This is a genomic window from Micromonospora sp. NPDC049230 (genome assembly GCF_040647875.1).
Taxonomy (GTDB): Bacteria; Actinomycetota; Actinomycetes; order Mycobacteriales; family Micromonosporaceae; genus Micromonospora.
Genome location: NZ_JBEZCZ010000082.1, coordinates 1 through 10,660, shown reverse-complemented (window position 1 = coordinate 10,660; position 10,660 = coordinate 1). Strand labels below are relative to the sequence as shown.

Sequence of the window (10,660 nt, the reverse complement as noted above, 5' to 3'; positions counted from 1 at the left end):
GGACATGCCGTTGACCGAGGCCGCGCAGACCGTCCAGGTCTCCGCCTACCCCGACGCCTACGCCCAGTGGGAGCAGCAGGCCGCTGATCTGGTCGCCCAGTACTGGAACAGCTGACCCACCAGCACACCAGCACCACCGCACGACAAGCACCAGCACGACACCGACCGCTGGCCGGCACCCCGCAAATCGGGTGCCGGCCAGCGGCGTACCCCTGGTGTTCTCAGGTCTTGTGGTGGCGCGCGCGGAGGATGTCGATCAGCGCGCAGACCAGCGCGAGCGCGATGATGCCGGTGGCGAGCACGAGCGACCGTTCGAAGGCGCTGGTCCAGTTGCCGCGGCTGTCGGCCAGCGAGGAGAAGAAGACCGAGCCGACGGCGGCGATGCCGGCGGCGGCGCCGATCCGCTGACCGGTCTGGAGCATGCCCGCGCCACTGCCCGACTGCGCTACCGGTACCTCGGCGAGGGTGATCGTCTGGTTGGGGGCGATCACGAGTCCACTGCCGATGCCGGCGATGAGCAGCGGGCCGGCGGTGACCCAGGGCGCCGGGGCGTCCGGCGCGAGGTGCAACGCGACCACCGTCGCGGCGAGCCCGACCACGACGGTGAGCAGTCCGATGGCGACAAGTGGCCGGCCGACGCGGTTGACGATGCGGCCACCGAGCACGGCGGCGGCAGCCGAGCCCAGCGCGAACGGGGTGATGGCCAGTCCCGCGACGAGCGCGCTGTAGCCGAGGCCCATCTGGAGGAACAGGGTGAAGATGAAGAAGATCGCGGTGAAGCCGCCGAAGTAGACGAGCGCCAGGATCGAGCCCAGGGTGTACGACTGGAGGCTGAACAGCCCGAGGTCGAACAGCGGTTGGTGGTTGTGCGCGTAGCGTCGCTCCCAGAACCCGAAGGCGACGAGCACCGCCAGGCCGGCCGGGATGAGCGCCCACTTCCAGGGGCTGTGCCACTGCTGTTCCTGAACGAGGGGCAGCAGGACCAGGACGACACCCACGCCGAGCAGGAGGACACCGACCGGGTCGAGTCGACGCCAGCCGGGTTGACCCGCGGGACGGCCGGGCAGCAGCCGCCAGCCGAGGATCACCGCGAGGATGCCGACCGGCACGTTGACGAAGAAGACCCAGCGCCACCCGTGTTCCTCGCCGCCGACGGCGATGAGCAGCCCGCCGAGCAGCGGCCCGACGGCGGTGGAGATGCCGATGGTGGCGCCGAGCAGCCCGAACGGGCGGGCCCGTTCCGACCCTCGGAAGAGTTGCTGGATCAGCCCGATAACCTGCGGGTTGACGATGCCGGCGGCGGCGCCCTGGAGCAGGCGGGCGATGACCAGCCAGGTCGGGGAGGCGGCGAGGCCGGCGAGCGCACTGGTCACAGTGAACAGGGCGATGCCGAAGACGAACGCGTTTCTTCGGCCGCGGGCGTCGCCGAAGCGGCCGGCGGGCACCAGCGCCAGGCCGAAGGTGAGCGCGTACCCGGAGAGGATCCACTGGAGGTCGCTCGACGAGGCGTGCAGCGCCCGGTCGATGGACGGCACCGCGACGTTGACGATGCTCACGTCGAGCAACGTCATGAACGCGGCGACCAACCCGACGCCGACCGCCTGCCAGCGCCGTCGGTTCGCGGCCGCGTCCACCGGTTGCGCCGCACTCATCGTGCCCCCCGTTGACAGTCGATCAGACATTGTTGACCGCTACCCGGGCCACCGGGGGGCGAATCGCCTCGGCTGGTTCCGCGCGTCACGCCATCTGGCGGGCGCAGAACCGGGGACCGAAGTCGAGACCCGCCATCGGCGAGTCCTCGCGGTGCAGCAGGCCCTTCTCGGTGAGCAGGTGCAGGGGGCTGCCCACCTGTTCCTCGGTCAGCCCGGATTCCTCGGCGATCAGGTCCGGGTACGGCACCTGTCCGCGTGCCTCAAGAGTGGTGACCGCCTGGTACACCCGTTGCTCGGCTTCCGACAGTTGCACCTGCTGCATGGTTCCTCCTTCGCTCGTCCGCCGTCGTGCGGCGGTTGCCGTGCGCCGGTTACCCCCTCGCTGACCGAAGATGCACACCCGATCGGGCGGTGCGGATCAGGTGCGGCTGCCGGGCGACGGCGGGCGGCGGCTCAGAGCCGCCACACCACGGTCACCGCTCTGGTGACAGCCGCGCGGGCGGAGCGACCAAGACGTTCACGGGTCCGGCGCGTCGGGGACGCGGTGAGGAACGCGGTCAGCACGACAATGGACACGACGGCCTGAATGGTCACGGCGATGCCAGTGAACCCGCCGGCGGTGATCGCGGTCAGGGCCGGCAGGGTGCCGATCAGCGCCACGTCGAACGCTTGGGCGACCCAGAGCAGCGGTCCGCTCGGCACCACTCCCTGCGGTGTGACGATCAGGGGGTAGTCGTGGCGGACGAACGAGCGACGGCAGGAGCGCAGCGCGCCGGTGGCGAGCGCGGGGCCGGCAGCCGCGCCGAGAGCGGCGCCCCACACCGTGTGCGTACCCGCCGGCCCGACGAGCATCGCCGTGGACCCGGCGCCCCAGATCACCGCGACGCCCACCGGGACGACGGCGCGCAGCCGGAGCAGCGCACCGTCGGTGCGGCCGAGCAGCCGGCCCAGTCCGGGGCGGTCGGTGTCGTAGCGGACATTGCCGGTGACCTGGGCCGTGGCGTACAGGCCGCAGGCGAGCCAGAGCGCGGCCCGGGTCGCGGGGGCCACGCTGACCAGGGCGGGTAGGGCGGCCAATGCCATGATCAGGAGGAGCCGCGATGGCATGCGCAGGAGAGTTATCACGTCGTGGGCCGGGATGGCCGCGGAGCCGGTGGGCAGCCGGAACCGGCCGCGCGGCCGGTGTCGCTTCCACCGCCGGTCCTCGGCCACCCGGGACAGCAGGCCCGGATCTCCCGCCGCGACGCCGCCGGTCACCGCGAGCACGGACGCGCCGGAGGCTTGCAGGGTGGCCAGCCGCACCGCGTCGAGCCGCCGCGCGGCCAGGACCGTCAAGGTCCCGGCGATCAGCACGGCCAACGCCGTGACCGCGGTGGTAGGGGGACGCGCGGCCGGGGCCGTGCCGAGCGGACCCACAGTGACCGCGGCGACGCCGCAGACCGCCGCCGAGATCCGCAGCACCCGGGCCGGATCACGGGCCGAGGTCTGCACCAGCACCGCCGTGGCGGCCGTCGCCACGCCGAGGGCGAACGCCGGGACGACGAACGCCGGCCGGGCCGCGACGACGGCCAGCGGCAGCCCGCCGATGAGGCCGGCGCCGAGCACGGCGACGAAGCGGGGACGCAGCATGTCGGCGCGGCGCAGCGGGCTGGTGGCGAGCCAGCTGAGCGCCGCGGCGGTGGTTCCGAGAGGCCCCGCCAGCGCCGCGCCCGCGAGGAGCGCCGCGACGCTGCCCAGGGCCACGGCCAGGACTGTCGCCGTGGTCACCGGGCCGGTCCCGGCGCGGTCCAGCAGATAGCCGTGTACCGCGGCACCGATCGTGACGAGCAGGACGGCGACCGCCAGCGCAACCGTGTAGAGCCCGTCGGCGCTCCACTGCTCCCGAGCCTGGCGCACCTGTCGAGCCCGCAGCCACCGCCGGACCGTGCGCGCGGACACCGCGGCGGGCGCGGCGCTCACCGCGACGGCCGGGGGCGCTCAGGCCCGGTGATCTCGACGATGCGGCACGCCTCGGCGAGGTCACGGTCGTGCGTGGCGATCAGGGCGGCGCCGTCCCGATCGAGGTAGGCCCGTACAAGGCCACGCACGGTCTGCCGGCCCGCCGCGTCCAGATGTCGCTCCGGCTCGTCGAGCAGAAGCACCCGGCTGGGCCGCGCGAAGGCCATGGCCAGCGTCAGGCGCTGTCGCTGACCCGAGGAGAGCCGTACCGGGGAGTCGTCGGCGACGGTATCCAGGGCGAGCAGGTCCAGCAGCTCGGCCGGGTCCCACCAGGTGTCGACATCCGGGGGATTGAGGAGCCGAACCAGCTCCACGTGCTCACCAACCGTGAGCGACGGATACCAGGCGACGTCGTCGAGCATCGCCACCACAGCGCGGCGGAATCCCGCGTCCCGCTCGTCCACCGGCGAACCGGCCACCGTCACGGTTCCCGCGCCCGGTGCGTGCAGACCAGCCACGCACCGCAGCAGTGTGGACTTTCCCGCGCCGTTGGGGCCGCGCAGGGCCACCGCCTCCCGCGGGTGGACGTCGAGCCCGAAGCCGGCCACCACGATGTGGTCGCCGTAGCCCAGGGTGAGCCTGTCGATGCTGATGACCACGTACGACTCCCCGTCCGGATGGCGGTCGGTCCGGCGAAGGGATGCGGGCGCGGACCGACCGAGGATAGCCGTGCGAGGACACGTCGACGGTGCGCGGTTGCGCGGCTCGGCCGGACCCTCGCCATCCCCTAGGCTGCTTTCGTGATCATTTGGGATCTCGTCGTCGTCGGCGCCGGCCCCGCCGGGCTCTCCGCGGCCTACGCCGCTGCTCGCGCGGGTGTTTCCACACTTGTTGTCGAGCGTGCCGCCCACCCGCGGTACAAAACCTGCGGTGGTGGTCTGATCGGCACCTCGCTGGCGGCCGTCAGTGGTCGGATCGAGGTGCCCGCGCACGACCGGGTGGATCGGGTGACGTTCACCCGCGACGGCCGTCGGGAGTTCACCCGGCGCAACGACAGCCCGGTGGTGACGATGGTGCGCCGCGAGGAGTTCGACGACCGGCTGCGCGCGGCGGCGGTCGCCGCCGGGGCACAGCTGCGGGAGCGGGTCGCCGTCCGCGCGATCGAGCAGGACCCCGAGGGGGTACGCCTGCGGTTGGCCGACGGCACGACGATCGCGGCTCGTGCCGTGATCGGGGCGGACGGCTCGTCGGGGGTGACCGCCCGGCACGTGGGGGTGCGGTACCGGCAGGTGGATCTGGGTCTGGAGTTGGAGATTCCGGTGCCGCTCGCCGAGCGGGAGCGGTGGCGGGGTCGGCTGCTGCTGGACTGGGGTGCCATGCCGGGCTCGTACGCCTGGGTCTTTCCCAAGGGTGACCGGTTGACAGTAGGTGTGATCGCCGGCCGGGGCGCGGGGGAGGGGACCAGGGAGTACCTGCGGCAGTTCGTCGACCGGTTGGGGCTGACCGGGTTGCCGGCGGAGCACGACTCGGGCCACCTGACCCGCTGCCGTGAGGAGGATTCGCCGTTGCGTAACGGCCGGGTGCTGGTCGTGGGGGATGCGGCGGGGCTGCTGGAGCCGTGGAGCCGGGAGGGCATCAGCTTCGCGTTGCGGTCGGGTGAGTTGGCCGGTGCGGCGGTCGCCGCCGGGGATCTGGCCGGGTACGAGCGGGCGGTCGCCGAGCGTCTGCTGCCGGAGATGCGGGCGGGGTTTCGGCTGCTCGACGTGTTCATTCGCCGCCCGGGTGTGTTCCACGCCCTGTTGGCGACCCCGCCGGGCTGGCGGATGTTCGTCCAGTTCTGCCAGGGGCGGGCCAGCTTCGACGAGATGCTGCGCCGTCGGCCGATCAGGGCCGCCCTCGCGGTGCTCGACCGGTTGTCCCGCCCGTCGCGCCAGGCCACCACCGCTCACCCAGGATCCTAGGATGCCTTACAGGGTGTGTGCCCGACTACTGGCGCCGACCCGCGTGGCCGCCGGACAATGACGGAAGAGCAGCAGGAGGCGCCGATGACCGAGCAGCCGTTCACCGACGACGAGTACGCGTTTCTGCGCCACGCGCGGTTCGGGGAGTTGCCGCCCGCGGTCCGTCCCGACGAGCGGGTGGCCCTGACCGAGACCGACCCCGGGCGGGACCAGCCGGAACCCGAGGACCCGGTCCGCTGGAACGTGCAGGGCTGACAACGCGCGACGGGCCGCGGGTGTCGCCACCCACGGCCCGCCGACGATCGGCGATCAGAAGACCGGCACGCCCTCGCGTACCAGCCGCCAGTTCGGCTGGAAGAAGTCGTCCGGGTTGATCGTCCCCTTGGCCTGCGCCCAGTCGATGAGCAGCTGACGGATCTCCTGCTGCGCGTTGTAGACCTGGGTCTTCACGATGCCGGGGAAGTTGCCGCCGCCGCTGCGCCGGTAGTTGTTCACCGCCACCACGAACTGCGCGTTGTCCGCCACCGGGGTGTCGGTGCCGGGTAGCACCAGCCGCGTGATGCGCTGGCCCACCGGCTTGGCGATGTCGATGTCGTAGTCCAGGCCGGAGAAGACGTCGTAGTTGTAGTCCGGCACCGCCGGGTCACTGATCTGCTCCGGGTCGACCGGGGCGCCCGGGGCGAGGGTGCGGAAGAACTTCGCCGAGTACTCCAGGTACGCGCGCACCTCGGCGCCGCTGAGCACTACCGCCTCGAGGGTGTTGTCGTACACGTAGAGCCCGGCCACGTCGCGGATCTTCACGTCGCCGGCGGGGAAGACCGCGGTACGGCTGAACGGCGCCGCGATCGACAGCACCGGCAGGTCGGCGTGCGCGGTGCCGGCCAGCGCCGCGCCGACCACCTCGGTCTGCACGTGGTTGATGAAGTCCAGGATCGGCGTGTCCGTGTAGCGCGACTCCGCCGCCGACAACTCGACTGTGGATTGCGCGACGACCTGGTTGACGTACGCGATGGTCTTCTGGTGTTGGGTCCGCACGGCCGCGAGCACCTTCGGGTCCTCGACCACGGTGTTGGTGTTGAGCATGGTGGCGGCCTTCTTGGTGATCGTCCAGCGGCCACGCTCCCGGGAGAGGGTGAAGTCCATCCGGGTGAGCCGCTGACCCCACTTCGACGGCTCGGAGAGCAGCACCTGCGCGCCGGTCCGCTCGTTGGTGACGAACCGTTCGACCACCTCGTTGTGCGCGTGACCGAAGAGGATCGCGTCGATCCCCGGCACCTGCTGGGCGACAAGTGCCACCGGGTTCTCGTTCGGCAGCTCCGGGCCGTAGCTGGAGGTGCCGCTGTCACCGCCGTGCGCGGAGATCAGCACGACGTCCGCGCCGCGCGCCCGCATGATCGGCACCCACTTCGCGGCGGTGGCGACCATGTCGTCGAAGCGCAGCTTGCCCTCGACGTTGCCCCGGTCCCAGATGGCCACGCCGGGGTTGGTCAGCCCCAGGATGCCGACCCGCAGGGTCGGCGCGGCGAGACCGAGGGAGACCTTCTTGATCACGTACGGCAGGAAGGCCGGCTTGCCGGTCTTCGCGTTGACGGCGTTCGCGGCGAGCGCCGGAAAACCGAGCTGGCGGATCCACAGGTCCAGCAGCGGCAGCCCGTAGTTGAACTCGTGGTTGCCCAGCGTCACCGCGTCGTAGTCGATGACGTTCATCGCGCGGGCCATCGGGTGCTTCTCCCCGGTGGCGGTGATCGGCTCCTGCTTGGCGTAGTACGTGGCCAGCGGCGTGCCCTGGATCGTGTCACCGGCGTCGAGCACCAGCGTCGCCCTGCCGCGCCGCTCGTGGCGGATCTGGTTGATCAGAGTGGCCAACTTCGCGACGCCGATGTCGTTGTGCTTGCTGTCGTCGTACTCGGCGTCGCGGTAGTAGTCCCAGTTGTGGACGTTGCCGTGCGTGTCCGACGTGCCCAGGAGTGTGAGGTCCCAGGTGCGCGGCCGGGGCCTGCCGGCCGCCTGCGCGGGCGCGGCGGCGATCAGCGGGGCGGTCGCCGCCGCCGCCGCGGCGACGAGCACCTGGCGGCGCGACGGGCCGGAGGAAGAGGTCATGACGTGCCTTTCCATGGGGGTGGACGCGCCTCGTGAGCGCCTTGCGCACCATAACGAGCGGCGGTCACCTCCGCCACGCCAGCCCCGAGCGTCACAGCGGTTTCCGCGGACCGCAGCGGGGTAGGGCGATCCGGGACGACATTCGCGGGAGAGCCCCGCTTCCCGCGCGCACCGAGGAGTTGTGACGTGAGCGAGGACCAGCACACCCAGCAGGACCCGACCAGCCAGTACGGCCAGCAGTCCGGTCAGCCCGCACAGCAGCAGTCACCGCCCGGCTCGACCGGGGACATGTTTCCGAAACCCGACCACGGGGAGGAGTCGTACCGGGGCAGCGGCAAACTCGACGGCAAGCGGGCGTTGATCACCGGCGGTGACTCCGGGATCGGCAGGGCCATCGCGATCGCGTACGCCCGGGAGGGCGCCGACGTGCTCATCTCGTACCTGAGCGAGGAGGAGGACGCCGACGCCCGGGAGACGATCCGGCTGGTCGAGGCCGCCGGCCGGCGGGGCGTCGCGGTCCGTGGCGACATCACCGACGAGGCACACTGCCAGGAGCTGGTCGACCGGACCGTACGGGACCTGGGCGGCATCGACATCCTGGTGAACAACGCGGCGTACCAGATGTCGCAGGACAAGGGGATCCTCGGGATCAGCACCGAGCAGTTCGACAGGGTGTTCAAGACCAACCTGTACGCGATGTTCTGGCTCTGCAAGGCCGCCATCGCGCACCTGGCCGAGGGGTCGGCGATCATCAACACGGCGTCGATCCAGGCGTTCGACCCGTCGCCGCAGCTGCTCGACTACGCCACCACCAAGGCGGGGATCGCCAACTTCACCAAGGCCCTCGCCGCCGACCTGGCCGAGCAGGGCATCCGGGTCAACGCGGTCGCCCCCGGCCCGGTCTGGACGCCGCTGATCCCGGCGACCATGCCGCCGGAGAAGGTGAAGCGGTTCGGCACCGACACCCCCGAGGGTCGCCCCGGTCAGCCGGCCGAGTTGGCGCCGGCGTACGTCTTCTTCGCCTCGCAGGAGTCCAGCTACGTCACCGGCGAGATCCTGGGGGTCACTGGCGGTCGACCGACCAAGTGATCCGCCGTCGGGGCGGGTGCCGCTCGACTGCCCGCCCCGCCACGGCTCGTCCGGCAGCCGTCGCTGGGCCGGGGTCCTGCGTGCCTCGTCGCCGGTCACCTGGTCAGCGCGGTGCCGAGTTGGCCTGGCCCGGGGCGTCGTCGCGTGCTTCGTCGCCGGTTCCTTGGCCAGCGCGGCGGCGAACTGGATTGGTCCGTGGCGTCGTTGCCTGATGTGACGAGCGGCGGTCGCGTCAGCGCGGCCAGGTGGCGAAGCGCTCCCGGACCTGGGCGATGTCGGCTGCGCTCAGGCCGTAACGGCCGAAGCGTTGCTCGGACAGCCGGTCCAGGTAGCGGCCGGCGGCCCGCACGTCCGCCGGATCCAGCGCGGGGTCGACCTGCCGTGCCAGCACCAACAGTTCGGTCACGTCGTAGTGCTCCAGCGCCGCCGCCACGTCGATGAAGTCGCGGACCTCCCGCCGGTTGACCAACGCCGCGATCTTGTTGGCCACCAGGTCGCGGACGTCCATCACCGGGCCGAGGTCCATCACCACCGGGCTCTGTTGGCGGTCCAACCGGGCGAGGCTGAGCCGGATCTGCCGCCCGTCCCGGCTCACCACGAAGTCCTTCATGTCCTGGTCGTACCCGTCGAACAGCTCGGCGAGGTCGCTGTCCGGGTCGGCGTCGGTGACGGTGAAGCCGGCGCGTTCCAGCGCCGTCCGCACCCCGGCGGACGCCGCCGCGGCAGCACCTTCCACATCGGCGAAGAGGTCGACGTCCTCCGTCGGGCGGGCGACCAACCCGTGTGCGGCCCAGGCCACCCCACCGCCGAGGACGAACCGGTACGGCCCGGCGGCGGTCAGCGCCACCCGCGCGACCTCCCGGTAGAACTCGTGCAGGTGCGGGCCGATCACGCCGCGCGCAGGCCGCGGTGTCGGCTCTCCCAGGCCTGCCGTACGCCCCGGGGCAGGTTGAGCAACCGCCACACCCGGCGCAGCGTCCGACCGTTGATCAGCGCCCGCAGATCCTCGGCCCGCGTGGTCTCGCGCAGCACGTTCTCGTACATCCAGAGCAGTTGGTCGGGGTCGCCGAGGTCGAAGGTGCGCTCGGCGTTCCACATCAACCGCACCGGCAGCTCGACGACACCCCGGGTGGGGCCGGCCAGCTCGGCGAGCGTGCGCGCCACCACGGCAGGGCGACCCGGTCGGGCCAGAAAGGCCACGCCGGTCGCGGTGGGGGAGACGGCCTGCATGGTGTCAGGGTAACGCCCACCACTGCCGGTGTCGTTCAGGATGAACCCGGCGCGCGCGACACGCTGTTCGCGGTGCTTCCGGGAAACCAGGCCAACTGGCCGACCACGCGCCCGGTCAGGGATCCCGTCAACGGCGGTCGGGTTCCTTGAAGTCGCGGTGTCATGCCGTTTCGGATGCCCCGATTTTCAGGAAGCCGAGTCGATCAAGCCCCGTCTGGGGTCCGGCACGAGGTTCGCGGGCCTTCGGGTGGTTGCCCTGTGACCGGCTGCACCCGTGGGTCGGAATGGTGGCCGGGGCGGGGTCGTTACATACCCTGACGATCGCAGGACCACCGCCCAGCGCCCCGCCTGCCCGACGAAAACCGCTGGTGGCGGGGTTGGAATGCCGGCCCGGGCCGCATCGTTGACGCCCGCGGCGACTCCCCGAGCACTCCGCTCGACCGGGTGCGACGGGATGGCCCGGCCCCCGGGAATGACCCCGCCCCCCGGGTCGTTGCAGTCCCCACGAACGACAGCAGGCCCCGCCTCGACGAGGGTGCCGGCAGGTGGGCCACCCCGGGAATGACCCCGGCCCCCCGGGCCGTTACACCTGGATCCCGGCGCCGCGAGCCCCCCGCTCGCAGGCGTCGAAACCCCGAAGACTTTTTCCCCTTGTGTCTGTGCAGCGCCGGACGAGGTGCTCGCACCCGC

The 10,660-nt window shown here is 71.8% G+C and carries 10 protein-coding genes; 3 read left to right on the top strand and 7 right to left on the bottom strand.

The window, feature by feature from the left end; all coding sequences use genetic code 11:
• Positions 1-221: 221 nt before the first annotated feature.
• From AB0A95_RS34460 to AB0A95_RS34445, 4 genes are all read right to left on the bottom strand, one after another.
• Positions 222-1,682, bottom strand: coding sequence for an MFS transporter (locus AB0A95_RS34460; RefSeq protein WP_357559953.1), 1,461 nt, complete (start codon positions 1,680-1,682; stop codon positions 222-224).
• A gap of 55 nt (positions 1,683-1,737) precedes the next feature.
• Positions 1,738-1,974 carry a hypothetical protein gene (locus tag AB0A95_RS34455; RefSeq protein ID WP_030491902.1) on the bottom strand — a complete coding sequence of 79 codons (237 nt, stop codon included), beginning with the start codon at positions 1,972-1,974 and terminating at the stop codon, positions 1,738-1,740.
• Positions 1,975-2,105: 131 nt separating this feature from the next.
• On the bottom strand, positions 2,106-3,611 hold the full coding sequence (locus tag AB0A95_RS34450; RefSeq protein WP_357559952.1) for a DUF6297 family protein: 1,506 nt from the start codon (positions 3,609-3,611) through the stop codon (positions 2,106-2,108).
• Entirely contained in the window at positions 3,608-4,249 is a 642-nt protein-coding gene (locus tag AB0A95_RS34445; RefSeq protein WP_357559951.1) for an ABC transporter ATP-binding protein, read from the bottom strand. The genes AB0A95_RS34450 and AB0A95_RS34445 overlap by 4 nt, the downstream gene beginning before the upstream one ends.
• Positions 4,250-4,390: 141 nt before the next feature.
• Between AB0A95_RS34445 and AB0A95_RS34440 the strand changes: the two genes are divergently transcribed.
• Positions 4,391-5,551 (top strand): geranylgeranyl reductase family protein, encoded by a 1,161-nt coding sequence (locus tag AB0A95_RS34440; RefSeq protein WP_357559950.1) that lies wholly within the window; start codon positions 4,391-4,393, stop codon positions 5,549-5,551.
• Positions 5,552-5,635: 84 nt separating this feature from the next.
• Positions 5,636-5,806, top strand: coding sequence for a hypothetical protein (locus AB0A95_RS34435; protein ID WP_357559949.1), 171 nt, complete (start codon positions 5,636-5,638; stop codon positions 5,804-5,806).
• 54 nt (positions 5,807-5,860) lie between these two features.
• Here the strand turns inward: AB0A95_RS34435 and AB0A95_RS34430 are convergent, their stop codons facing one another.
• Complete coding sequence (locus tag AB0A95_RS34430) at positions 5,861-7,651, bottom strand: 5'-nucleotidase C-terminal domain-containing protein (protein WP_357559948.1); 1,791 nt, start codon at positions 7,649-7,651, stop codon at positions 5,861-5,863.
• A gap of 186 nt (positions 7,652-7,837) precedes the next feature.
• Between AB0A95_RS34430 and AB0A95_RS34425 the strand changes: the two genes are divergently transcribed.
• Positions 7,838-8,740: an SDR family oxidoreductase gene (locus tag AB0A95_RS34425; RefSeq protein WP_357559947.1), complete on the top strand. Its 903-nt coding sequence runs from the start codon at positions 7,838-7,840 to the stop codon at positions 8,738-8,740.
• Between the two features lie 232 nt (positions 8,741-8,972).
• Here the strand turns inward: AB0A95_RS34425 and AB0A95_RS34420 are convergent, their stop codons facing one another.
• Both AB0A95_RS34420 and AB0A95_RS34415 read right to left on the bottom strand, forming a co-directional pair.
• Positions 8,973-9,632 (bottom strand): nucleotidyl transferase AbiEii/AbiGii toxin family protein, encoded by a 660-nt coding sequence (locus AB0A95_RS34420; RefSeq protein ID WP_357559946.1) that lies wholly within the window; start codon positions 9,630-9,632, stop codon positions 8,973-8,975.
• Positions 9,629-9,970: a hypothetical protein gene (locus tag AB0A95_RS34415; RefSeq protein ID WP_124770765.1), complete on the bottom strand. Its 342-nt coding sequence runs from the start codon at positions 9,968-9,970 to the stop codon at positions 9,629-9,631. The genes AB0A95_RS34420 and AB0A95_RS34415 overlap by 4 nt, the downstream gene beginning before the upstream one ends.
• Positions 9,971-10,660: the final 690 nt, after the last annotated feature.